Source organism: Streptomyces africanus, assembly GCF_002150735.1.
Classification (GTDB): Bacteria; Actinomycetota; Actinomycetes; order Streptomycetales; family Streptomycetaceae; genus Streptomyces; species Streptomyces africanus.
Genome location: NZ_MUKA01000126.1, coordinates 25,143 through 48,363, shown reverse-complemented (window position 1 = coordinate 48,363; position 23,221 = coordinate 25,143). Strand labels below are relative to the sequence as shown.

Here is a 23,221-nt window from a genome sequence, read left to right as displayed (position 1 = left end):
GTTCCCCGCGCCCCTGAAAGAGTCGGTTTACAACCAGCCTTTTTCACGGGCTGCTCGGACCGCCTCCGCTCGGTTTCTCACTGCCAGTTTCTGGATGGCCGTGGAGAGGTAGTTGCGGACCGTGCCCTGGGAGAGGTGCAGGGTTTTGGACAGTTCCGCGTTGGTGGAGCCGTCTGCCGCTGCTCGGAGGACTTCTCGTTCCCGCTCCGTGAGGGGGTTGGCGCCTTCCGCCAGGGCCGCTGCCGCGAGGGTGGGGTCGATGACGCGTTCGCCGGTGAGGACCTTGCGGATCGCCTCGGCCAGTTGGGCTGCGGGGGCGTCCTTGACCAGGAAGGCGTCGGCGCCGGACTCCATGGCGCTGCGGAGGTAGCCGGGGCGGCCGAAGGTGGTGAGGATCACCAGCTTGATGTGCGGGAGGTCGGCGTGGAGGCGGGCCGCGGCCTCGATGCCCGTGGCGCCGGGCATCTCTATGTCCAGGAGGGCCACGTCGACGGCGTGTTCGCGGGCCGCGCCCAGGACCTCGTCGCCGCGGGCCACCTGGGCGACGACCTCGATGTCCTCCTCCAGGCCGAGCAGGGCGGCCAGGGCCTCGCGGACCATCGACTGGTCCTCGGCGAGCAGGACCTTGATCGTGCGGCTCATGCCGGGGATCCTACGTCCGCCGGTCCGGCCGAGGGCACGCGGGCGACCAGGCGGAAGCCATGCTTGAGCGGGCTCGCCTCCAGGGTGCCGCCCGCCTTGGTGAGGCGTTCGGTGAGGCCCGTGAGGCCGTTGCCGTGGCCGTCGCCCGGGCCGCCCGATCCGTCGTCCTCGACGGCGAGTTCGAGCACCGGGCCGTCGAGGGTCTGGCGGTGCAGCAGCTCGACCGCGCAGCGGCGGGCGCCGCTGTGCCGTACGACGTTGGTGACGGCCTCGCGCAGCGCCCAGGCGAGGGCGGACTCGCTCTCCTCGGGGACACCGGTGAGGTCCGGTTCGCCGGGCAGGTCGGCGGTGACACCGGCCGCGGTCAGGGCGACCCGGGCACCGGCGAGTTCGGCGCTGAGACGGGGGCGGCGGTAGCCGGTGACGGCCTCGCGTACGTCGACCAGGGCCTGGCGGCTGACCTGCTCGATGTCGGCGACCTGCTGGGCCGCCTTGCCGGGCTGGTCGGGCAGCATGCGGCCGGCCAGCTCGCTCTTGAGCGTGATCAGGGAGAGGGAGTGGCCGAGCAGGTCGTGCAGGTCCCTGGCGAGGCGCAGGCGCTCCTCGTTGGCGGCGAGCTGGGCGACGGTGGCGCGAGCCTCGCGCAGCGCGATGGTGGTGCGGACGAGTTCGCGTACGCCGGTCATCGCGAAGCCGCCGAGCAGGGCCGGGATCAGCAGGCTCGCCAGGTAGGACCGGCCGCCCGGCACCGCGAGCGCGACGGCGGTCAGCAGCGCGCACGCGGCCGGGATGGTCCAGCGGGCCATGCGCAGGGGCAGGGCCGCCCCGGACGCGATCGAGACGTACACGAACAGCACCAGCCACTCGCGGCCCAGGCTGAGGGCGAGGAGCGCGGACTGGGCGGCGAGAACCGCGAGCGAGCCGAGGACCAGGCCGTTGCGCTCGCCCCGGCCGGTGCGGAAGACCAGCAGCATGTACCAGGTGACGAAGGCGGCCAGGCCGATCCAGCCGAGGACGCGGACGCCCGTGCTGTGGCCGCCGTGCAGCAGGTCGGTGACGGGTGCGCTCAGGTAGACCAGCCAGATGCCGGTCCACAGCGATTTCACCATCCGCTGCCTGCGGTTCACCGGGCGCTGCCCGATGCCGAACCCGACGCCGCTCACGCCTTCAAGGTGTCCTTCCGGTACAGCCAGGCCGCGCCGCCCGCGAACAGGACGAACGACACGACGAGGACTGCGAGGTCCTGGACGTGCGGGGCGCGGCTCTGCTCGATGGCCTGCCCCAGGGCAGCGTACGCGTGCGTGGGGAGCCACTCGGCGATGTCCTGGAGCCAGCCCGGGAAGGTCGTCGTCGGCATCCACAGGCCGCCGAGCATCGACAGGCCGAAGTAGGTGATCATGGTGATCGGGCGGACCGCGTCGCCGCTGGCGAGGTAGCCGAGGGCGACGCCGAGCGCGGCGAAGACGAGGCTGCCGGCCCAGATCGCGCCGGTGAGGGCGAGCCACTGCCAGGCGTCCAGGCGTACGTCCTTCACGGCCGCCGCGACGGCGAAGACGATGACGATGGACGGCAGGCTGACGACGGCGGCGCTCGCGGTCTTGGCGAGGACGTAGCCGCGGCCCGGCAGCGTCGTCAGGCGCAGCTGCCGTACCCAGCCGCCCTCGCGCTCCTTGGCGATGCGTTCGCTGTTGCCCATGAGGACGGCGGTGAGGGCGCCGAAGGAGGCCATGGAGACCATCATGTAGGTCGGGAGGGTCAGGGCGCTGCCGGGGACCTTCGTGGTGCTGTCGGCGTTGCCCGCGATGATCAGGAACAGGACCGACGGGTAGATCACGGAGAAGAACAGGAACTTGCGGTTGCGCAGGGCGCGGGTGAGTTCCAGCTTGATCAGGCTGTTCACTTCGACTTCGCCTCCTCGGCGGTCGTGATGGCGACGAAGGCCTGCTCCAGGCCGAGCCCGGCGACTTCGAGGTTGCGGGGGTAGACGCCGAGGCCGTACAGGGCGTGGACGGTGGCGTCGGCGTCCGTGGACTGGATGCGGACGGTCGGGCCGGAGACCGTCAGGGAGGTCAGGAAGGGCAGGCCGCGCAGGGCGGCCTCGTCGACGGTGTCCGCGAGGTCGAAGGAGATGCGGCGGGCGCCCGCCTTGGCCTTGATCTCGGCGGCCGTGCCGTCGGCGAGGAGCCGGCCCCGGTGCAGGACGAGGACCCGGTCGGCGACGGCATCGGCCTCTTCGAGGTAGTGGGTGGCGAAGAGGACGGTCCGGCCCTGGTCGGCCTGCTCGCGCATGGTGGCCCAGAAGGCCTGGCGGGTGGTGACGTCCATGCCGGTGGTGGGCTCGTCCAGGACGATCAGGTCGCTGTCGCCGGCGGTGGCGAGGGCGAAGCGGACGCGCTGGGCCTGGCCGCCGGAGAGCTTGTTGACCTTGCGGTCGGCGATCTGCTCGATGCCCGCGCGGGACAGGACCTCGGAGGGCCGGTACGGCTTCGGGTGCAGATCGCAGGCGAGCCGTACGAGTTCGGCGACGGTGACCTCGTCCATCAGCCCGCCGCTCTGCAGCATGGCGCCCACGCGCCCGGCGACGATGGCGTCCCGGGGGCTGGTGCCGAAGAGGCGGACCGTGCCGCTGTCGGGCTTCTTGAGGCCGAGGAGCAGGTCGAGGGTGGTGGACTTGCCGGCGCCGTTGGGGCCCAGCAGCGCCACGGTCTCCCCTGGGCGCAGGGCCAGGGTCAGTCCGTCCACCGCCCGGACGGCGTCGTATGCCTTGCTCACCTGGTCGAACGCGACCACCGAAGCTGTCGTTGTCATACGGACATCGTGGCTTCGGGGGTCGGGGCGGGGGCAGTGTCGGGCGTCCGGAGTGGCGCGTGACAGATGTCATGCCGCTCGGGTGACAGCGACGAAAGCCCCTGTCCGGTGTGGGCAGGGGCTTCGTGCGGCCGGGCGGCCGGCGGTCAGTTCGGGGTGGTGTCGATGACCGCGGTGCGTTCCGCCGGCGTCTTGCCGCGCAGGGCCTTGCGCAGCGCGGTGACGACGTCCTGCGGCGTGACGTCGCGCTTGCCGCTCGCGCCCTCGATCTTCACGCCGTCGAACGTGGTGCCGTACGCCTCCTGGAGGGCCTTGAGGTTGTACGTGTCCACGAGCTTGCCGTCGACGGCCTTGAAGCTGAGGATCTTCGGCAGCGACAGCGCGCCGAACGGAATGCTGTGCGCCGCGTCGGTCTGCACGATGGCCTTGGCCGACATCGCGGGCTGCGCGAAGTCCTTCAGCACCCGGTCCACCTCGGCGTTCGAGACCGTCGGCTGCCGGGTGGTGGTCGGCAGGTTCACCGTGCCGGGGGTGCCGGTCTCCACCTGGGTGCGGTACGCCTCCTCGACCGCGGCGGTCGACTTGGCGACGTCGATGCCCTTGCCCGTCTTGCCGTACACGGGGACGGCCTTGCCGCCCTCGAACTTGATCGTGCCGTCGGTCGACGCGCCGGAGCCGCCCGCCACGCCCTCCAGGGAGGCGTGCAGCTTCTCCTCGTCGACGGGCATGACGGGCGTGACGACACGGTGGTTGCCGAAGAGCGAGCCGATCACGGAGACCGGGTTGTAGTCGCTCTTCGCCGCCGCGTCGGCCGTGGCGTCCATGTCGAACTGGAGACCCGCCTTGTCCGGGTCGAGGGACACCGTCTTGCCGTCCACCGACAGCTTCAGCGGCTTGCCCACACTGTCGTCGAAGGCGTCGCCGAGCTTCTTGACCGCGCCGTCGCGGGTGGTGCCGCCGATGTCCACGCCGAGCACGGTGGTGCCCTTGGGCACGTCGGTGCGGTTCATCAGCAGTCCGGCGCCGTACACGCCACCGGCCACGACCACCAGGCCGGCGGCGAGCAGCACGAGCTTGTTGCGCCCCTTCCTCTTCGGCGCCTTCGAGGAGCTCGCCGGGGGCGGGGAGACCGGCTCGGGCAGCTTCGGGGCCGTGTGGGGCACCGGGCCGTCACCGGGCGCGCCCGGACCGAACGACGAGGCCGCGCCGGGCGGTACGACCGGGATACCGCTGGTGACGGTGTGCCCGGAGACGTTGTCGTGCCGGGGGCCGTAGCCCTGGCCGTCCGGCGGCTCGGGGGCCGGCTTCTGCGGGGTGAGGATGGCGGTGTCGTCGCTCATCCCGCCGCCGGGGCCGTGGCCCGCGGCGCCATGACCGGTGGGAGCGGCGGTGCCGGGGGCGCCGCCGGGGCCACCAGGACCTCCGGGGGCGCCAGGGCCTCCGGGGGCGCCAGGGCGGCCGGGCTTGGCCGTACCGGCGGGTCCTCCGGGTCCGCCCGTGCCGACGGGGCCGCCTATGGCTCCGGGGCCGGCAGGTGCGCCGGGGCCGCCCGGACGGCCGGGGTCGGTGAAGGCGCCTGGGGCGCCGGGGCCGCCGCCGGGCGTCCCAGGGCGGCCGGGCTCGTCGAAGCCGCCCGGGGCGCCGGGACCACCGGGCCTGCCGGGCTCATTGAAGGCGCCGGGACCACCGGGGCCGCCCTGCTCGTTGAAACCGCCGGGGCCGCCCGAGCGACCGGGCTCGCTGAAGCCGCCGGGGCCGCCGGAGCGGCCGGGCTCGTCGAAAGCGCCAGGCCCGCCGGGGCCGCCCTGTTCGAAGCCACCCTGCTCGTTGAAGCCGCCAGGGCCGCCGGCCGGTGGGGCCATCGGGCCGTCGCCGGTGACCGGACCGCCCGTCGGGCCGGCCGGGCCCTGCGGGCCGGGGCCGCCCGCGTCGCCGTAGCCGTGGGGAGCGCCCTCGCCGCCGTAGCCGTTCTGGCCGCCCTGGCCGAGGCGGTCGTTCTCCGAGAAGTACGGCAGGTCGTCGCGGCGCGTCTCGCCGCCGTCACCGCCCGGGGCCGGACGTGAACCGTTGCCGAGCGGGCCCGCCGCCAGTGCCTCGGTGACGTCGAAGGAACCCGTGCCGCCGCCGTGCCCGGGCGCGACGGGGCCGCCGGTCGCCCCGCCGGGAAGCCCCGCACCGTTCGTGCCGCCGGGCCGGGAGCCGCCCGGCCTGCTCATGGAACCGACCACGCCTCCGGGCCGCCCGGCACCGGAACCACTCGCGCCGGACGCACCCGCGGCGGGGCCGCCCGACCGGGTGTCAGCGGGACCACCCGCCGCCGGGCCCGAACCGCCCGGCAGTCCGGCCCCGTTGGTGGAGCCGCCGCCCTGACCGGGCTTGCCCGAGCCGGACTTGCGGGGCGCGAACCAGTCACTGGTCGGCTTGTCGTCGCCGGACTGGCCCGACTGACCCGACTGGCCGGGCTCGGCGGAGGGCTCGACCGTGCCGGTGCCCCTGGACGTGGCGGCGCCCGGAGACGTCGCTTCGCTGCCCGTTCCCGCGCTGGAACCGCTCGTGGTGTCGCCGGAGCCCTCCGCGTCCGCGACGGGCTTGCGCACCACCACCGGCGGAATGGGCCGTGACCCGGGGATGTTGATCCGGATGCGGGTCGTCAGCGTGGTCTCGGTCTTGCGTTCCTCCGGCCGCGTGGCCGAACGGCCCGCTTCCGTACCGCCGTCGGAGACCGTCGGGGTCCCGTACGGCGGCGTACCCGACGGGTAGGCGGCTCCGCCGCGCCCGTTGGGCCCGGAGGACGGAGTGTCAGTTTCACGACTCAAGGCAGGTTCTCCCGGTTGGCTCCGCCGCCCGACACAACCTCACGCGGGCAGCTCGGCGGCGCGCACCACCATACTGGCCACTTCTCACCCGTATCCCAGGACCGCTGGGGAAACTCACACCGGACCCCCACGGGTGCGTCCTGGCGAAGTGGTACGTCACTTCCCAAGTCGGACGGGGTCCCCGTCCGGTTGCCGCCCCGGGGCGAGGGTGGCGCAGATCACAGCCACAGCGATGCCGCCGAGCAGGAAGAGATAGGAGCCGCCGCCCGCCGCGAAGAGGAAGTCGCCCTCCGGGCGGCTGGCGGTGAGCAGGACGACGGAGAGTATCCAGCCGGCGGCGGCCGCGACGCTCCCGGCCCGCCCGCGGGTGACCCGCGCGGCACCGAGGACGAGCCCGGCCTCACCGGCGAGGGCGAGCAGCAGCCCGCCCGGGAACCACGCGGGCTGCACCAGTGCCCCGGCCGCGCCGATCACGGCCCCCAGCAGACAGAACCCCACGTAGGCGGCGGCCCGTCCGGCGGAGGGCGGCCGCATCGGCTGGGCGAGCATCGGAGTCCGGTCGCTCATGAGGCCTCCTCGACACCGGCGAACAGGTCCGTCTCCCGCTCGCCGGGGCCCGGCTCGCCTCGCACCAGCTCGTAGTACTCGGTCGCGAGGATGGGCTGGGCCAGTTCGTTGGACAGCACGAAGTACGGCCCGGACACGCTGATCTGGGTGGCGTGGGCGTGCATCGCGGCGGCCTTGGCGGCGGCGTGCGCGGTGCCGTCGACCGCGGTGGTGATCCGCTCGTCGGCCACGACGCCCGGTACGTCGTCGACGTCGGCCGCCTTGGTGAAGGGGAGGCCGGGCAGGTCCTCCCGGAGCCGGGCGAAGGACTGCTCCACAACGGACCGGGGGGCCCGGTTCCAGTAGACCTTCGGGATCGGCCGGCCGGACTCGGCGGACAGCTCGACGGCCCGCATGGCGACGCGGTGGGCCTGGATGTGGTCGGGGTGGCCGTAGCCGCCGTTGTCGTCGTAGGTGACGAGGACCTGGGGGCGTACCTCGCGGATCACCTCGACGAGGTGGGCGGCGGCCTCGTCGATGTCGGCCTGCCAGAAGCAGCCGGGGTCGTCGTTGTCGGGCAGGCCCATCATTCCGGAGTCGCTGTAGCGTCCGGCGCCGCCGAGCAGGCGGAAGTCCCGGACGCCGAGCTCGGCCATGGCGGCGGTGAGCTCGAGGCGGCGGTGCTGGCCCAGGGCGGGACCGCTCAGGTGCGCGAGCTCGGGCGGGATGACCTCGCCGCGTTCGCCGAGGGTGCACGTGACCAGGGTGACGTGGGCACCCTCGGCCGCGTACCTGGCCATGGTCGCGCCGTTGTTGATCGACTCGTCGTCCGGGTGCGCGTGCACCAGCAGCAGACGCCGGTCGGGCAGTTCCGTCATGGACCCCAGCCTACGAGGTCCCGTGGTCAGAACTTGATGCTGCCGATCATGCCCGCGATGTTGGTCGTCAGCTCGTTGATCGTGGGAGCGACGGTCGAGGAGGCGAGATAGAAGCCGAGCAGCATGCAGACGATCGCATGCCCGGCCTTCAGACCCGACTTCTTGATCAACAGGAAGACGATGATCGCCAGCAGCACCACCGCCGAAATCGAGAGTGCCACGGCGGCTCACCTCCAAAGATCCACGAGGGCGCGGGGGGTCGGACTATGGGGGCATCAAATCCGTACAACAGCCAGCAGGTTCATACCCACTATGCGGCATTGATCATAACTATCCGTCCGTGCGCATCGCTCGGCGCACGGCCGCACAAGGGGGCGCATGGCCAATATGGTCAGGGCATGACGACCGAGCCTGACTCCTTCCCCCGACGGCACGCCCGCACCCAGCGCTTCACGCTCGGCGCGCCGCGTTCGTTCACTGTGGCGCCCGACGGTTCACGTGTCGTGTTCCTGCGCTCCGGTTCCGGTACGGACCGGGCGAACTCGCTGTGGGTCCTCGACACGGAGGACGGCGGGGAGCGCGTGGCCGCCGACCCGCGCGCCCTGCTGGGCGGCGCCTCGGAGGACCTCTCGCCCGAGGAGCGCGCCCGGCGTGAGCGCAGCCGGGAGGGCGGCGCCGGCATCGTCGGGTACGCCACCGACACGGCCGTCGAGTTGGCCTCTTTCGCCTTGTCAGGGCGGCTTTTCGCGGCCGAGCTGCGGGCCGGGACGGCGCGTGAACTGCCCACGCCCGGGCCGGTGATCGACCCGCGTCCGTCGCCCGACGGGCGGTATGTCGCCTACGTCGCGCAGGGTGCGCTGCGCGTCGTGGGCGCGGAGGGGGACGGCGACCGGGCGCTCGCCGAGCCGGAGTCGGAAAATGTCTCATATGGACTGGCCGAGTTCATCGCGGCCGAGGAGATGGGGCGGTCGCGCGGTTTCTGGTGGGCGCCGGAGTCGGACCGGCTGCTCGTGGCGCGCGCGGACGACACGCCGGTGGACCGGTGGTGGATCTCCGACCCGGCGCATCCGGAACGCGCGCCGCAGCGGGTGGCGTATCCGGCGGCGGGCACCGGCAACGCGGACGTACGGCTGTTCGTGATCGGTCTGGACGGGGTGCGCACGGAGGTCGCCTGGGACCGGGCGCGGTATCCGTATCTGACGCGTGTGCACTGGTCAGCGGCGGGGGCGCCGCTGCTGCTCGTCCAGGCGCGCGACCAGCGCAGCCAGCTGATCCTCGCGGTGGATCCGGAGTCGGGCGCGACCCGGATGGTGCACGCCGACGAAGATCGGATTTGGCTTGATCTTTTCCCCGGGGTGCCGTGCTGGAGTCCGGCCGGGCAGCTGGTACGGATCGCAGACGAGGGCGGTGCGAGGCTGCTGGCGGTCGGGGACCGGCCGCTCACGGGGGCGCAGCTGCACGTGCGGGCCGTGCTGGACGTCTCCGACGACGACGTGCTGCTCTCGGCGTCGGCGGGCGAGGAGGCCGCCGAGGCCGAGACGGGCCAGGTGCATGTGTACCGGGTGAACGAGCTGGGCGTGGAGCGGGTGTCGCGGGAGCCGGGCGTGCACTCGGCGGTGCGGGCCGGGGGCGTGACGGTTCTGGTCTCGGCGACGCTGGATCGGCCAGGTGTGCGGGTGCAGGTCCTGCGCGACGGGAAACCGACGGTTGTTGTCCCCTCGTACGCCGAAGATCCTGGTATGTCCCCCCGCGTGACGCTCACCGAGGGGGGCGCACGCCGCATCCCGTGCGCCGTGCTTATGCCTCGGGACTACGCCGGTGACACCCCCCTGCCGGTGCTCATGGACCCGTACGGCGGGCCGCACGGGCAGCGGGTCCTCGCGGCCCACAACCCGCACCTCACCTCGCAGTGGTTCGCGGACCAGGGATTCGCGGTGGTCGTTGCGGACGGCCGGGGCACCCCGGGCCGCTCCCCCGCCTGGGAGAAGGGCGTCCACCACGACTTCACGCTGTCCCTGGACGACCAGGTGGAGGCGCTGGAGGACCTCGCGAAGAGGTATCCGCTGGACCTGTCCCGGGTGGCGATCCGCGGCTGGTCCTTCGGCGGCTGGCTGGCGGGCCTCGCGGTGCTGCGCCGGCCGGACGTCTTCCACGCGGGGATCGCGGGCGCGCCGGTGACGGACTGGCGCCTGTACGACACGCACTACACGGAGCGCTATCTGGGGGACCCGGCCGAACAGCCGGACGCGTACGCGCGGAGCTCCCTCGTCACGGCGGACGGCCTGTCCTCCCCCGCCGAGCCGCACCGCCCCCTGATGATCGTGCACGGCCTCGCCGACGACAACGTGGTCGTCGCCCACGCCCTGCGCCTCTCCTCGGCCCTCCTGGCCGCCGGCCGCCCGCACGAGGTGCTGCCCCTGTCCGGGGTCACCCACATCACCCCCCAGGAACAGGTCGCGGAGAACCTGCTCCTGCTCCAGGTCGACTTCCTGCGCCGCACCTTGGGACTGGGCTGAGCCACAGACATCCCGAAGAGCACCGCAACCATCAATTGAGGAACCACGGCGAAGCAGCAACCAGGTCCGCGAAAGCGGCGCCGGTTTAGGCGCAAAGAACTGCAACGGGCCGGGGCGACATGGCGCGCCCCGGCCCGTTTACGGCACCCGCACGGCCGTACGCTGTCCAGCCTGACGCGTCCGTATATCGGAACCGGGTCGGCGAAGTTGCCTGCGTGTTAACGCAGTTCGCGGGGGTTTGCGGGCGCTTGTGCAGCGACCAGCTCGACCTCGAACCCGTCCGTGTCGGTGAGGTAGGCGGCGTAGTGCCCAGAGCCTCCGGCGTGCGGGTAGCGGTCGGCGAAGAGGGGCTCCCAGCCGTGCGCCGGAGCGTCCCGCGCCAGCGCGTCGACATCGGCCGGCGTCCCGGCATGGAACGCCAGGTGGTTGAGGCCTGGCCTCCTGCGGTCGTGCTCGGCGGCACTCATCGCCGGTGACTGCTCGACGACGAGGTACGTCGGACCGAGCCGCCAACTGCGGCCGCGCTCCCACTCCTGATACGGGTCGTAGCCGAGCCGGCCGAGGAGCCAGCCCCATGCGCGGGCCGCCCGGGGAAGGTCGGGAACCCAGAGTTCGATGTGATGCAGCAATCCAGATCCTCGAACACACCGGTTCCCGGCACCTTCGTCGAGAAGGGCCGGGAACCGGGACGGATGCCGTACCGGGCCGTCAGGCCGCGTGGACCACGTCCTTCTCCTCCGCGAAGTGGCAGGCCGACTCGTGGGCCGCCGGGGTGTCCTCGCCCTTGAAGCGCTCGGGGACCGCGAGGAGCGGGATCTCCTGGGCGCACTTGTCCTGGGCCTTCCAGCAGCGGGTGCGGAAGCGGCAGCCCGAGGGCGGGTTGGCCGGGGACGGGACGTCGCCGGTGAGGATGATGCGTTCGCGGCCCTCGCGGGACTCCGGGTCGGGGACCGGCACCGCGGAGAGCAGTGCCTGCGTGTAGGGGTGGGTCGGGTGGTCGTAGATCTCCGTGTCCGAACCGATCTCGGCCATCTTGCCCAGGTACATCACACCCACCCGGTCCGAGATGTGCCGGACGATCGACAGGTCGTGCGCGATGAAGAGGTAGGACAGGTTGAACTCGTCCTGCAGCTTCTCCATCAGGTTGATGACCTGTGCCTGGACGGACACGTCCAGCGCGGAGACCGGCTCGTCGCAGATGATGATCTCGGGGTTCAGGGCCAGGCCGCGGGCGATGCCGATGCGCTGGCGCTGACCGCCCGAGAACTGGTGCGGGTAGCGGTTGATGTACTCGGGGTTGAGGCCGACGACGTCCAGGAGGTCCTGGACCTTGCGCCGCCGGTCGCCCTTCGGCGCCACCTCGGGGTGGATCTCGAAGGTCTCCCCGATGATGTCACCCACCGTCATACGGGGGTTGAGCGAGGTGTACGGGTCCTGGAACACCATCTGGATGTTCCGGCGGACCGCCTTCAGCGCACGCCCGGACAGCTTGGTGATGTCCTGGCCCTTGTAGAAGATCTCGCCCGCGGTCGCCTTCTCCAGCATCATCAGCAGCTTGGCGACCGTGGACTTGCCACAGCCGGACTCGCCCACGATGCCGAGCGTCTCGCCCTGGTAGAGGTCGAAGGAGATCCCGTCCACGGCCTTGACCGCGCCGATCTGACGCTTGAACAGGATCCCCTGGGTCAGCGGGAAGTGCTTGACCAGATTGCGGACCTGCAGGATGGGCTCACCGCGCTCGACCGGCGCCTCGATCGCCGCGACGGCCTCCTCGTCGGTGGCCGCCTCGACCGTCTCCACCTCGGTGACGTTGGGGGTGGCGTCCATGGACTCGTCCTTCTCGTCCAGCTCAGCCATGGATCGTCTCCTTCCAGAAGTGGCACGCGCTGCCGCGGCCGACCAGCTCGCCGCCGTCCCGCTCGGTGACCGGGTGCAGCGGCGGGACGTCCGTACGGCAGATGTCCTGCGCCTGCGGGCAGCGCGGGTTGAAGGCGCAACCGGACGGGATACGCGTCAGGTTGGGCGGCAGCCCCTTGATCGCGTACAGGTCCTGGCCCTTCTGGTCCAGGCGCGGGATCGACTCGAGCAGACCCTTGGTGTAGGGGTGCGCGGGCCGCTTGTACAGCTCGTGCACCGGCGCGGTCTCCACGATCCGGCCCGCGTACATCACGGCGATCTTGTCCGCGACGTCGGCGACGACGCCGAGGTCGTGGGTGATCAGGATCAGGCCCATGTTGTACTCGCGCTGCAGGTCCGCGAGCAGGTCCATGACCTGGGCCTGGACCGTCACGTCGAGGGCCGTGGTGGGCTCGTCGGCGATGATCAGGTCCGGCTCCAGGGCGAGCGCCATCGCGATCATGATGCGCTGGCGCATACCGCCGGAGAACTGGTGCGGGTAGTCGCCGACGCGCTCCTTCGCGGCCGGGATCTTCACGCGGTCCATCAGCTCGATGGCCTTGGCCTTGGCGTCCTTCTTGCTCAGGCCCTGGTGGACGCGGAACATCTCGCCGAGCTGGTAGCCGACGGACAGCACGGGGTTCAGCGCGGACAGCGCGTCCTGGAAGATCATGGCGATCTTCCTGCCGCGGATCTTGCGCCGGGCGTCGCCCGACATGGTGAGCATGTCCTCGCCCCGGTACAGGATCTGGCCCTGCGGGATCCGCCCGGGCGGCATGTCGAGGATGCCCATGATCGCCTGCGCGGTCACGGACTTGCCGGAGCCGGACTCGCCGAGCACGGCGAGGGTCTCCCCGGAGTTCACGGTGTAGTTGACGCCGTTGACGGCCTTGGCCACACCGTCACGGGTGTGGAACTCGACGTGCAGATCGCGCACTTCGAGCAGGGGAACATCGCCCTCGGCCGCGCCTCGCGGCTCGGGCACGTTCCTGGTCTTGTCGATGGTGGTCACGTACGCCCTCCTCAGCGCAGCTTCGGGTCAAGGGCGTCGCGGACCGCGTCGCCGAGCATGATGAACGCGAAGACCGTGAGGCTGAGCATGCCCGCCGGGAACAGCAGCGTGTGCGGGTTGTCCCGGATCACCTTGCTGCCCTCGGAGATGTCGATGCCCCACGAGATCGTCGGGTCGCTGAGGCCGAGGCCGAGGAACGACAGCGTCGCCTCGGCCGAGATGTAACCGCCGAGGGCGATCGTGGCCACGACGATGGTCGGCGCGACGGCGTTCGGCATCACGTGGCGGAACAGGATCCGCGTGGTGCCGGCGCCCAGCGCCCGGGCCGCCGTCACGTAGTCGGCCTGCTTGGCCGTGATCACGGAGCTGCGCGTGACACGGGCGATCGAGGTCCAGCCCAGGAAGGCCAGGGCCAGGATCACCACGTACACCTTGCGCTCGGTGAAGGCGTTCAGGACGACCATCGTGCCGAGCAGGAACGGCAGGCCGAAGAAGATGTCGACGATCCGGGAGATCACCGAGTCGATCCAGCCGCCGAAGTAGCCCGCCAGCATGCCGAGCAGACCGCCGATCAGCGTGACGGCCGCGGTGACGCACACGCCGACGAGGATCGAGGCGCGGGTGCCGTGGATGACGCGGGCGTAGATGGAGCGACCCTGCTGGTCGTAGCCGAACCAGTCCGGCTGGAAGAGGTGCCCCAGCTCCGGCTTGCCCAGGTAGTGGTGGACCAGGTCGCCGTCGCGCGGGTCGACGCTGGTGAACATGCCGGGGAACGCGGCGATCACGAGCAGCAGGACCAGCAGCACCGAGGAGATCCAGAACATGGGCCGGTGCCGCAGGTCGTACCAGGCGTCACCCCACAGGGAGCGGGGCTTCTCGGTCTTCGGCGGGCTCTGCTTGCCGGCCGTGTCGGCGGCCGGCGGGGCCACGGCGTCCACGGTCGCGGCGTCGGTCGTCTGGGCCTTGGTCACGTCAGGCATACCGGATCCTCGGGTCCAGGACCGCGTACAGCAGGTCGATGAGCAGGTTGATCAGGAGGATGACGAGGACGAGCACCGTCACCACACCCGTGACCGTCGAGCCCTCGCTCGTCTGGATCGCCCTGTAGAGGAGGTTGCCGACACCCTGGATGTTGAAGATGCCCTCGGTGATGACCGCGCCACCGATGAAGCCGCCGACGTCGGTGCCGACGAAGGTGACGACCGGGATCAGCGAATTGCGCAGCAGGTGCACACCGATGATGCGGCGCCGGGGCAGGCCCTTGGCGAGCGCGGTGCGCATGTAGTCGGCCCGCAGGTTCTCGGCGAACGTCGTCCTGGTCAGCCGGGCCACGTACGCCATGGACAGCATGGCGAGGACGAATGCCGGCAGGAACAGCTGCGAGTAGTCCGTGGAGTCCTGGACGTTGGGCGGCAGCCAGCCGAGTTCGTCGGCGAAGATGAACCGGGCGATGAAGCCCAGCACGAACACGGGGATGGAGATCACCGTCAGGGTGAAGACCAGCACGCCGGTGTCGGCGGCCTTGCCGGCCCGCAGACCGGCCCACGCGCCGAGGCCCACACCGATGATGATCTCGATGGTGATGGCCAGCAGCGTCAGGCGCAGGGTCACCGGGAAGGCGTCGGCCATCAGGTCGGCGACCGGGCGCCCCGCGAGGTTGCTGCCGAAGTCTCCCTTGAGGAGATTCAGCATGTAGTGGAAGTACTGCTCGAGGACGGGCTTGTCGAAGCCGTACTCGCGCTTGATCTGCGCGATCTGTGCGGGATCGGGAGCCTTGTCCCCGTAGATGGCCCGGACCGGGTCGCCCGGCAGGATGTGGACCATCAAGAAGATCAACAGAGTTGTCCCGATGAAGATCGGGATCATCTGGAGCAGTCGCCTGGCGGCGTAGCGCCCCATCTTGCGCCTCCATGCCGTGAGGGGTCGGCGAGGCCTGCGCACTCATCTACCGCAGGTGAGGGGGTGAGGTGGAGGCCTGTGCCTACGGGCCGGTGCCGCCGCTCCCCTTTTCGGGAGGGGCGGCACCGGCCTGCGGTCGTCTGGTTACTTCTGCTTGACCTGGATGGTGTCGAAGATCGGGTCACCGTCCTGGCCGTACTCGATCTTGCCCAGGATGTTCTTGGACTGACCGCTGTTGACCTTGTAGAACCAGAGCGGAATGGCCGGCATGTCCTTGGCGAGGAGCTGCTCCGCCTGCTGGTACAGCTTCACGGTCTCGTCGATCGAGCTGGCCTTGTCCGCATCGGAGCTCAGCTTGTCGAACTCCTTGTTGGCGTAGCCGCTGGTGTTACCGGCCGCCTTGGAGCCGTACAGGTCGCGCATGAAGTTCGAGTTGACCGGGTAGTCGAGCACCCAGCCACCGCGGTACATGGACTTGACCTCGTGGGCGTCACGGGCGTCGAGGTCGGCCTGGAAGGTCGGCTTCGGGTCGCCGGTGCACTCCACGCCGGTGGACTTGCGGATCGAGTTGCAGACCGCGTCGACCCAGGGCTTGTGGTCCTGGTCGGCGTTGTACTGGATCTGGATCTTGTTGCCCGGGACGCCGCCACCCTCCTGGATGAGCTTCTTGGCCTGCGCCGGGTCGAACTTGACGATGTCGCCGAGCGCGCCCTTCTTGTAGCCGAGGACACCCGGGGCGACGTAGGAGTCGGCCGGGGTGCGCGTGCCCTGGAGGACGGTCTTGGTGATGGTCGGGCGGTCGATCGCCATGGACAGACCCTGGATGACCTTGGGGTCGATGTCCTTGAACTGCTTGGTGTAGAACGCCGGGACGATCGACTGGACGGCCGAGTACGGCTGGTCGATCGCGCGGTCGCCGAGGTCCGTCTTGTAGCTGGCCAGCGCGGTGGTCGGGACCTGCTCGATCCAGTCCACGTTGTCGGAGCGCAGGTCCGAGTAGGCGGCGTCGGCGGTCGTGTAGTTCTTGAAGTCGATGCCGCCGTTCTTGGCGACGTTCGGGCCCTTGTAGTCCGCGAACTTGCGGACCTTGATGAGCTTGTTGTGCTCCCAGGAGACGAACTTGTACGGGCCGTTGCCGATCGGCTTCTCGCCGAACGCCTTCGGGTCCTTGAAGAAGGCCTCGGGCAGCGGCGCCCACACGTCGTAGCCCAGCTTGTACGCGAAGTACGACACCGGCTGCGTCAGCTTGACGGTGAAGGTGTTGTCGTCGACGACCTTCAGGCCCGACATCTTGTCGCTCTTCGGGTCACCCTTCTCCGGGTGCACGTCCTCGAAGCCGACGATGTCGGAGAACCAGCTGGAGTTGGTCTGGTTGTTCTTGATGTTGGCCGACCAGTTCCAGGAATCCACATAGGACTTGGCGGTGACCGGGGTGCCGTCGTGGAACTTCCAGCCCGGCTTGAGCTTGACGGTCCACTCGGACGAGTCGTCGTTCGGCGTGACCGACTCGGCGTTGACGTACTCGAGCTTGCCGGTGCCGGGCTCGTAGTCGACCAGGCCGGCGAAGATCGTGCGCAGGACACGGCTGCCCTGGCTCTCCTTGGCGTTGGCCGGCTGGAGCGGGTTCTGGGGCTCGCTCAGCTGCGCAGTGACGATGCCGTTCGGGTCGGCCTTCCCCTTGTTCATGTCGTCGCCGGCACTGTCGTCGCCGCCGCCGCAGGCGGTGGCGGCCAGGGCGACGACTATCGCCCCCGCGACCCACTTGGCGCTCTTGGCACCGCGCATGGGTTCCTCCTATGAAGTCATTGGTTCACCGCAAAGGGAGCACAGACAGACCACCGCCACCGCCCGTCGCCGGTGCCGGAAATCGTCAGGTGCCCCCGCGCTCGTGAGTCGGCGCCGCCTCCAGCGAGTGACCCGTTCATCCGAGCTCTACGCGCCTAACTATCTGCCAAACGTCAGGACCGAACCACACTCTCGAGGTCTCGGTTCGATCACAGCTCGCGCCTACATCTTCCAAAATCCGGACAAAGGGTTTGGTGAAAGATCCCTGCGAAACGGACTTGTTACACATCTATCGGTGGCGGGCGTCCGTATTCCGGACGCGGGAATGAGATAAATCGCTTGCGGCCACCGGGACCGCCGTGCAGGCTGCCACCGGTGGCTGTCGCACACGTGTCGCGCGCTCAAGAGGCCTCCACCGCAAGGCCGTTGTCAATGGCCTGTGCGCGGGCAGAGCGCGGCACTTCCGCAGCAGGGTAGTGGGAACCGGGCGCTTCGGACGGCCGTCCCGGGCAAATCGAGGGTTTTCCCTACCCTTTTCCTTCGCGTTCGCTCCGCTTTACGACGGCGCCGACGACCGCACCGACGACACCGGGCACCCCGCGAGGCGGGGTGCCCGGTGTCGTCGAACGGCAGGCGTCAGCCGTGCTTGGCGCGGCTCGCGGCGCGGGCGCGCTCGCGGGCGTCCAGGTTCACCTTGCGGATGCGCACGGCCTCCGGGGTGACCTCGACGCACTCGTCGTCGCGGCAGAACTCCAGGGACTGCTCCAGCGACAGCTTGCGCGGCGGGACGATCGACTCGGTCACATCGGCCGTGGACGACCGCATGTTGGTGAGCTTCTTCTCCTTGGTGATGTTGACGTCCATGTCGTCGGCGCGGGAGTTCTCGCCGACGATCATGCCCTCGTACACCTCGGTGCCCGGCTCCACGAACAGCACGCCGCGCTCCTGGAGGTTGGTCATCGCGAAGGCGGTGACAGCACCGGCGCGGTCGGCGACCAGGGAGCCGTTGTTGCGGGTCTGGAGCGTGCCGAACCAGGGCTCGAAGCCCTCGTGGATGGAGTGGCCGATTCCCGTGCCACGGGTCTGGGTCAGGAACTCGGTCCGGAAGCCGATGAGACCGCGCGAGGGCACGACGAACTCCATGCGGACCCAGCCGGAGCCGTGGTTGGACATGTTGTCCATACGGCCCTTGCGGACGCCCATGAGCTGCGTGACCGCGCCCATGTGCTCCTCGGGGACGTCGATCGTCATGCGCTCGACCGGCTCGTAGACCTTGCCGTCGACCTCCTTGGTGACGACCTGCGGCTTGCCGATGGTCAGCTCGAAGCCCTCACGGCGCATCGTCTCGACCAGGATGGCCAGCGCCAGCTCACCACGGCCCTGCACCTCCCAGGCGTCCGGCCGCTCGGTGTCCAGCACCCGGAGGCTGACGTTACCGATCAGCTCGCGGTCGAGGCGGTCCTTGACCTGACGGGCCGTGACCTTGCGGTCCTTGACGGCCGCCTTGTTGTCGGCGCCCTTGCCGGTGGCGCCACGGCCGACCAGCGGGGAGGTGTTGGTGCCGATGACCATGGAGATCGCGGGCTCGTCGACCGTGATCAGCGGCAGCGCGACCGGGTTCTCCGGGTCGGCCAGGGTCTCACCGATCATGATGTCCGGGATACCGGCCACGGCGCAGATGTCACCGGGACCGGCCACCTCGGCCGGCTTGCGGGTGAGCGCCTCGGTCATCATCAGCTCGGAGATCCGCACGCTCTGGACGGACCCGTCGCGCTTCATCCACGCGACCGTCTGGCCCTTGCGCAGCTCGCCCTGCTCGACGCGGAGCAGCGCGATACGGCCGAGGAAGTTGTCGGCGTCCAGGTTCGTGACGTGGGCCTGGAGCGGGGCGGACTCGTCGTAGCTCGGGGCCGGGATGTGCTCCAGGATGGTGGAGAAGAACGGCTCCAGGCTGGTGGAGTCGGCCGGGACCGTGCCGTTGTCCGGCTTGGTCAGCGAGGCGATGCCGTCGCGGCCGCAGGCGTAGACGATCGGGAACTCGATCTGCTCCTCGTCGGCGTCCAGGTCGAGGAAGAGGTCGTAGGTCTCGTTGACGACCTCGTCGATCCGGGAGTCCGGGCGGTCCGTCTTGTTGATGCACAGGATGACGGGCAGCCGCTGCTGGAGCGCCTTGCGCAGCACGAAGCGGGTCTGCGGGAGCGGGCCCTCGGAGGCGTCCACGAGCAGGACGACACCGTCCACCATCGACAGACCGCGCTCCACCTCACCGCCGAAGTCGGCGTGACCGGGGGTGTCGATGATGTTGATGGTGATGACGTCCCCCCCGTCCTTCGGGTGGTACTTCACCGCCGTGTTCTTGGCCAGGATCGTGATGCCCTTCTCACGCTCCAGGTCGTTCGAGTCCATCATGCGGTCGTCGACGCCTTCGAGCTGGTGCGCGGCGAAGGCGCCGGCCTGCTTCAGCATGCCGTCGACGATGGTGGTCTTGCCGTGGTCGACGTGGGCGACGATGGCGACGTTGCGGATGTCGTGGCGCGTGGCCATAAGAAGGCGTACTCCCGGAGTGGTGAGGAATGCCCTGCGCTACGTCGGTGGTGCGCGGGCCCTGCCGGGCTCAACATGCCACGGCCTCACCCCATGGTACGGGTCCGCGGGTGCGGGGGTGAGCCGGGATACGTCGGTGCAGGTCAGGTCCGGTTTCGAGGTACTCGGCACCAGTGCCCGGGCCTGCTGGGGGCTGCCGCCGCCCAGACCCCGCTTCGGCCTGAACGGCCTCGTCCTCAAACGCCGGACGGGCTGGGAGTGCCAGCCCTGCCCTGTTCGCAAGCGTGCCCCCGCACACCGGCGCCCCGGCGTTTGAGCGTTTCCGGAGCTACCGGGCGGACGAGCCCTTCGCCGACGGACCCGAGGCCGGCTTGGCGCCCTTCTTCAGGAAGCCCATGTCCTCGTAGACCGGCGTGCCGAAACCGAACGCGCCGGCGTTGACGAGGTTCTTGCGGGCCGCGATGAGCTCGGGGCGCTGGAAGAGGGGGATGGAGCCGGCCGCCGCCCAGATGCGGGAGTCGGCCTTGCGGATCAGGGAGCGGGACTTGCCCTCGTCGAGGGTGGACACGGCCTCGTCGAAGAGCTGGTCGACCTGGTCGGTGCCGACGCGGGTGTAGTTCTGCTCGACGTTCAGGGAGCCGTCGGCGGCCGGGACCGGCTTGGCGTAGACGGGTCGGGCGTCGGTGGCGGGGAAGGCGGTGGCCGGCCAGGAGTAGAGGGCGAGGTCGTACTGGCCGGACGCGATGTGGTCCTTGAAGTAGGACTCGTCGGAGACCCTGGAGATGTCCGTGCCGATGCCGACGCGCTCCAGCATGCGGGAGATGCGGTCGGCGACCGTGCGCAGTGTCTGGGAGCCGGGCCCGGAGGGGAGCACGAAGCGGAGCGTGAGGGGCTTGCCGTCCTTGGCGAGCGGGGCGGTCTCGCGGTTCGCCGGGGCGGCGGTGCCCTCGGGGGCGTACGCGCCGGGGGCGCCGCCCCGGGCCGGGTGCTGGTACGGCCTGCCGTCGTGGGCGAGGTGGTCGGCGGGGTCCTGCCCGCCGTGCGCCTTGTTGTCCTCGCCGGAGGTCTTCTCGCCCTCGGCGCCGGCCGCCTTCTTCTCTTCCTTCTGCTTCTTCTTCTGCTCCTTGAGGGGGCCGCCGCGCACCCACCCGGCGTCCGCGAGCAGGGCCTGGGCCTCCTTGGTGTCCTGGTCGCCGAGGGCACCGCTGCTGTCGGCGTAGTGGGCCTGGCCGGACAGGGCCAGGTGACTGCCGACCGGGACGGCGGGCAGGCCCAGGGGCTTCAGGACCGCCTTGGCCAGTTCCTTGCGGTCCAGGGCACGGGCGACGGCCCTGCGGACGCGCTCGTCGGCGAGCGGGCCCTCGGCGCCGTTCAGGGCGAGCTGGGTGAAGGCCGGCTCCAGGGACTTGCGCACCTCGAAGCCGCGCAGGGCCTGCTGCTGTCCGGCGTACCTGACGGATGCCTTGCGCAGCTTCTTGCGGGCACCGGCGCCGGGGCCCGTCAGGGGGCTGCTGGAGCTCTGGGGACGAGCGGCGACGGTGATGCGGCGGGCCGCGGCGGGGTCGATCTCGGCCACGTCGAGGGTTCCGGCGGCCAGCTCGGCGGTCCGCTTGTCGCGCGGCACGGTGCGCAGCACGATCTCCGAGAGCTTTGCGGGCCGGCCCCACCAGCGCGGGTTGCGGGCGAGGGTGATCTCGTCGTCCTCGCGGTCGACCTTCTTCACCGTGAAGGGACCGGCGGTGACCTTGAGCTTCTTGCGGGCCCCGTCGTTGAAGGAGTCCGGGGTGCCCATGACGTCCTTGGGGTACAGCGGCGAGAACAGCGACCGCCAGTCGGCGTAGGGGCGGCTGAAGGTGACCCTGACCTCCAGGGCGTTGTCGCCGCGCTCGATCTTCTGGATGCGGTCGTAGCCGGCGTTGCGGGCGGTCCAGTAGGCGGTGTTCTTGCCGGACAGGGCGCGCCACTGGGCGGCGAAGTCGGCGGCGCCGATCTCCCGGCCGTCGCTCCAGACGGCCTGCTGGTTCAGCTTGTACAGGACGACCTGCTTGGGCTCGGTCTCGACGACCTCGGCGGACTCCAGGTAGGCGGGGTTGCGCTCGGGACGGCCGTCGGCGTTCATCCGGAACATCGACGGCAGGGCGGCCTGGGCGACGCGCAGGGTGGTGGTGTCGGCGTCCGACTGGAAGGTGTTCAGGGTGTCGGGCACGGAGTCGACGGCCCAGCGCAGGGTGGAGCCGTCCGCGATCCGGTCGCGGCCCGCGGGCTGGATGTCCGGGGCGGCGAGCGGCTTGCCCGCCGGGTCCTCGGAGCCGCATCCGGTGAGCGCGGGCACCGCGAGCACACCCGCGGTGAGGAAGGCGACCGAGCGCGTGACCGCGCGCGGGCCGACGCCGTGCTGGGACATCTGTGCTACCTCCGGGAAGCCGCGGGCGTTATGATCACTTTTGGCGGTATTTGGAGTTCATCTGATGTATGCCGCCACTGAAGAGGAAAGGGTTCGGCAACACAGGGCGACACGACGGTCACGGGCGGGAAGCCACCCGTGCGGCGCAACGCACCGCAGGGTGCACCCACACGCCTCGGCCAATCGATGCACATCCCTTCACAGCACAAGGTGTGACGCGCAACACTCGCAGGCGCATGAGCGTTGCCGCCTTGGGCCTTGAAGGACCCGCGGGAAGTGAGGGCAAGTCATGTCCGTTCACGACGAACTGACGTCAGTCCAGCGCAGTCTCGACGAGCTGTTCCGCTCGCTGGGACGCGTGGAGAAGCAGCTCGGCACCGGCGGCCTGGAGATGCGCCGCGTCCGAGCCGACGCCAACCATCTGCGCGAGAGCGTCGCCCTGCTGCGCGACGCCGCCGCCGCACCGGCCGCACCGAAGCGCCCCGACCTCGTCACCATCTCGGACGCGCCGTACGACCCCTCGCTGTGGGTCGACTCGGACGACGAGGGGCTCGGCGCCCGGGACCGGCGCGCCCCCTGACCGGGAGGGCGTCGAGCGACCGGCACCTCCCCCGAACCCGACCGGAGTCGTCACGTGGCCACTGGTACGGAACCTCCCGCCACAGAACCCCATCCCCGAAGAGGCGGCGTACGGGCGGGTACGCGCGCCGCGATCGCCGCCCCACACCTGCGCACCGACCGCTGGTGGCTGGCCCCGGCCGGCACGGTCGCGGGCCTGCTGGCCTTCATCGTCTACTCGACGTGGCGGGCCTTCGCCGACGCCGACTACTACGCGGCGCCGTACGTCTCGCCGTTCTACTCGCCGTGCCTGGCGGAGCGCTGCGAGCCGATGAGGGCCGGCCCGAACTGGGAGATCTTCGGCAGCTGGTGGGGGATCTCCCCCGCGATCATCATCCTGATCTTCCCGCTCGGCTTCCGGCTGACCTGCTACTACTACCGCAAGGCCTACTACCGGGGCTTCTGGGCGTCCCCGCCGGCCTGCGCGGTGGCCGAGCCGCACCAGAAGTACACGGGCGAGACCCGCTTCCCGCTGGTGCTGCAGAACATCCACCGGTACTTCTTCTACGCCGCGATCGTCGTCGCCGGGATCCTCACCTACGACACCGTGCTCGCCTTCCGCGACGAGCACTACGCGTGGGGCCACATGGGCCTCGGCACGCTCGTGTTCCTGGTCAACATCGTGCTGATCTGGGCGTACACGATCTCCTGCCACTCGTGCCGGCACATCGTCGGCGGCAAGCTCAAGCACTTCTCCAAGCATCCCGTGCGCTACCGGATGTGGCAGTGGGCGGGGAAGCTCAACGCCCGGCACATGCAGCTCGCCTGGGCGTCGCTGGTGACCGTGGCGCTCGCCGACTTCTACGTCTACCTGGTCGCGTCCGGAGCCTTCGACGATCCGCGGTTCTTCTGATGAG

The 23,221-nt window shown here is 70.4% G+C and carries 19 protein-coding genes; 3 read left to right on the top strand and 16 right to left on the bottom strand.

Annotated features, from left to right (window positions below; all coding sequences use genetic code 11):
* Positions 1–27: 27 nt before the first annotated feature.
* From CCL05_RS17990 to CCL05_RS17955, 8 genes are all read right to left on the bottom strand, one after another.
* Complete coding sequence (locus tag CCL05_RS17990; RefSeq protein ID WP_086561520.1) at positions 28–642, bottom strand: response regulator transcription factor; 615 nt, start codon at positions 640–642, stop codon at positions 28–30.
* The gene (locus CCL05_RS17985; RefSeq protein WP_086561519.1) at positions 639–1,805 is read right to left on the bottom strand and encodes a sensor histidine kinase; all 1,167 of its coding nucleotides are present in this window, start codon (positions 1,803–1,805) and stop codon (positions 639–641) included. Before CCL05_RS17985 ends, CCL05_RS17990 begins: the two co-directional genes overlap by 4 nt.
* Complete coding sequence (locus CCL05_RS17980) at positions 1,802–2,542, bottom strand: ABC transporter permease (protein WP_086561518.1); 741 nt, start codon at positions 2,540–2,542, stop codon at positions 1,802–1,804. Before CCL05_RS17980 ends, CCL05_RS17985 begins: the two co-directional genes overlap by 4 nt.
* Positions 2,539–3,450, bottom strand: coding sequence for an ABC transporter ATP-binding protein (locus CCL05_RS17975; RefSeq protein WP_086561517.1), 912 nt, complete (start codon positions 3,448–3,450; stop codon positions 2,539–2,541). The genes CCL05_RS17980 and CCL05_RS17975 overlap by 4 nt, the downstream gene beginning before the upstream one ends.
* 146 nt (positions 3,451–3,596) lie before the next feature.
* Positions 3,597–6,266 carry a hypothetical protein gene (locus CCL05_RS46240; protein WP_244204312.1) on the bottom strand — a complete coding sequence of 890 codons (2,670 nt, stop codon included), beginning with the start codon at positions 6,264–6,266 and terminating at the stop codon, positions 3,597–3,599.
* A gap of 156 nt (positions 6,267–6,422) precedes the next feature.
* Complete coding sequence (locus CCL05_RS17965) at positions 6,423–6,833, bottom strand: DUF6113 family protein (RefSeq protein ID WP_086561516.1); 411 nt, start codon at positions 6,831–6,833, stop codon at positions 6,423–6,425.
* Positions 6,830–7,690, bottom strand: a complete 861-nt coding sequence (mshB, locus tag CCL05_RS17960) for an N-acetyl-1-D-myo-inositol-2-amino-2-deoxy-alpha-D-glucopyranoside deacetylase (protein ID WP_086561515.1) — start codon at positions 7,688–7,690, stop codon at positions 6,830–6,832. The genes CCL05_RS17965 and mshB overlap by 4 nt, the downstream gene beginning before the upstream one ends.
* A 26-nt stretch (positions 7,691–7,716) precedes the next feature.
* Positions 7,717–7,911, bottom strand: a complete 195-nt coding sequence (locus tag CCL05_RS17955) for a hypothetical protein (RefSeq protein WP_030842840.1) — start codon at positions 7,909–7,911, stop codon at positions 7,717–7,719.
* Between the two features lie 177 nt (positions 7,912–8,088).
* Here CCL05_RS17955 and CCL05_RS17950 point away from each other — a divergent pair, with 177 nt between their 5' ends.
* The gene (locus tag CCL05_RS17950; protein WP_086561514.1) at positions 8,089–10,206 is read left to right on the top strand and encodes a S9 family peptidase; all 2,118 of its coding nucleotides are present in this window, start codon (positions 8,089–8,091) and stop codon (positions 10,204–10,206) included.
* Positions 10,207–10,424: 218 nt separating this feature from the next.
* Here CCL05_RS17950 and CCL05_RS17945 read toward each other — a convergent pair whose 3' ends face one another.
* The 8 genes from CCL05_RS17945 to CCL05_RS17910 all read right to left on the bottom strand — a co-directional run bounded on the left by CCL05_RS17945 (position 10,425) and on the right by CCL05_RS17910 (position 21,746).
* Positions 10,425–10,835, bottom strand: coding sequence for a VOC family protein (locus CCL05_RS17945; RefSeq protein WP_086561513.1), 411 nt, complete (start codon positions 10,833–10,835; stop codon positions 10,425–10,427).
* Positions 10,836–10,914: 79 nt separating this feature from the next.
* Complete coding sequence (locus CCL05_RS17940; RefSeq protein ID WP_086561512.1) at positions 10,915–12,063, bottom strand: ABC transporter ATP-binding protein; 1,149 nt, start codon at positions 12,061–12,063, stop codon at positions 10,915–10,917.
* Positions 12,056–13,114: an ABC transporter ATP-binding protein gene (locus CCL05_RS17935; protein ID WP_086561511.1), complete on the bottom strand. Its 1,059-nt coding sequence runs from the start codon at positions 13,112–13,114 to the stop codon at positions 12,056–12,058. The genes CCL05_RS17940 and CCL05_RS17935 overlap by 8 nt, the downstream gene beginning before the upstream one ends.
* 11 nt (positions 13,115–13,125) lie before the next feature.
* The gene (locus CCL05_RS17930) at positions 13,126–14,094 is read right to left on the bottom strand and encodes an ABC transporter permease (protein WP_086561510.1); all 969 of its coding nucleotides are present in this window, start codon (positions 14,092–14,094) and stop codon (positions 13,126–13,128) included.
* On the bottom strand, positions 14,087–15,013 hold the full coding sequence (locus CCL05_RS17925) for an ABC transporter permease (RefSeq protein WP_086561509.1): 927 nt from the start codon (positions 15,011–15,013) through the stop codon (positions 14,087–14,089). The genes CCL05_RS17930 and CCL05_RS17925 overlap by 8 nt, the downstream gene beginning before the upstream one ends.
* Positions 15,014–15,157: 144 nt before the next feature.
* A complete protein-coding gene (locus tag CCL05_RS17920) occupies positions 15,158–16,798 on the bottom strand; it encodes a peptide ABC transporter substrate-binding protein (protein WP_086561508.1) in 1,641 nt (546 codons plus the stop codon).
* A gap of 636 nt (positions 16,799–17,434) precedes the next feature.
* Positions 17,435–19,342 (bottom strand): translational GTPase TypA, encoded by a 1,908-nt coding sequence (gene typA, locus CCL05_RS17915; RefSeq protein ID WP_086561507.1) that lies wholly within the window; start codon positions 19,340–19,342, stop codon positions 17,435–17,437.
* Between the two features lie 328 nt (positions 19,343–19,670).
* Complete coding sequence (locus CCL05_RS17910) at positions 19,671–21,746, bottom strand: ABC transporter family substrate-binding protein (protein WP_086561506.1); 2,076 nt, start codon at positions 21,744–21,746, stop codon at positions 19,671–19,673.
* 289 nt (positions 21,747–22,035) lie between these two features.
* On the opposite strand from CCL05_RS17910, the gene CCL05_RS17905 reads away from it, so the two are divergent.
* Positions 22,036–22,326: a hypothetical protein gene (locus CCL05_RS17905; RefSeq protein WP_086561505.1), complete on the top strand. Its 291-nt coding sequence runs from the start codon at positions 22,036–22,038 to the stop codon at positions 22,324–22,326.
* Between the two features lie 54 nt (positions 22,327–22,380).
* Positions 22,381–23,217, top strand: a complete 837-nt coding sequence (locus CCL05_RS17900) for a hypothetical protein (RefSeq protein WP_086561504.1) — start codon at positions 22,381–22,383, stop codon at positions 23,215–23,217.
* Positions 23,218–23,221: the final 4 nt, after the last annotated feature.